We start from the raw sequence: 870 nt of genomic DNA, 5'->3' as shown, positions 1-870 counted from the left end.
AGCGGGCCCTGCCAGCTCTCCCGGACCGCCGCCACCAGACCCGCCACCCCGTCGGACAGGTCGTCCGCGGACTCCACGCCGTCGATCCGCGGGAGCGCGGTGAGGTAGTGCAGCTTGGCTTCCCTGGTCAGGCCGCGTCCCGGCAGCCGCGGTACGGTCGCGGCGCGCCGCATGTCGATCTCGGAGTCCATGGGGTCGCCCATCCGCAACTCGAGGTGGGTGGCCGCCTGGTCCCGGATGGAGGAGGTCAGCTCCACCCAGCGGGCGGTGGTGACGATCAGGTGGATGCCGTAGTTGAGACCGCGGGCGGCGATCGCCCCGAAGGTCTGGATGTACCGGTCGAAGTCCTGGCGGACCGTCGACCAGCCGTCGACCACCAGGAACACGTCACCGTGCCGGTGCTCGGGGAACTCCCCGGCCGCCAGCCGGCGCCGGAAGGTCGCCATGGAGTCGATGCCGTGGTCCAGGAAGAACCGCTCGCGCTCCGCCAGCAGCGTGGTGACCTCGGAGACCGTACGGCCGACCCGCTCGGTGTCCAGGCGCGCCGCGACCCCGCTGACGTGCGGCAGGCCGGCCAGTGACGCGAGCGTTCCACCGCCGAAGTCGAGACAGTAGAACTGCACCTCGCGAGGGGTGTGGGTGAGGGCGAGCGCGGTCATGATCGTGCGCACCATCGTGCTCTTGCCGCTCTGCGGACCGCCCGCGACGGCGATGTGCCCGCCCGCGCCGGAGAGGTCGACGCTCAGCAGGTCGCGGAGCTGGTCGAAGGGGCGGTCGATGATGCCGATGGGGATGGTGAGCCGCCCCCGGTTCGACGAGCCGACCGTCGTCAGGCCGAGTGCGGGGTCCGGGGCTGTCTCTTATACACAT

The 870-nt window shown here is 71.3% G+C and carries 1 pseudogene; it reads right to left on the bottom strand.

The window, feature by feature from the left end:
• A pseudogene (gene eccCb, locus IH13_RS0126535) lies at positions 1–870 on the bottom strand (type VII secretion protein EccCb); the annotation flags it as partial.

Origin of the sequence: Streptomyces sp. NRRL WC-3549 (genome assembly GCF_000721935.1) — a bacterium.
GTDB lineage: Bacteria > Actinomycetota > Actinomycetes > Streptomycetales > Streptomycetaceae > Streptomyces.
This window is presented reverse-complemented; position numbering and strand designations above follow the sequence as displayed.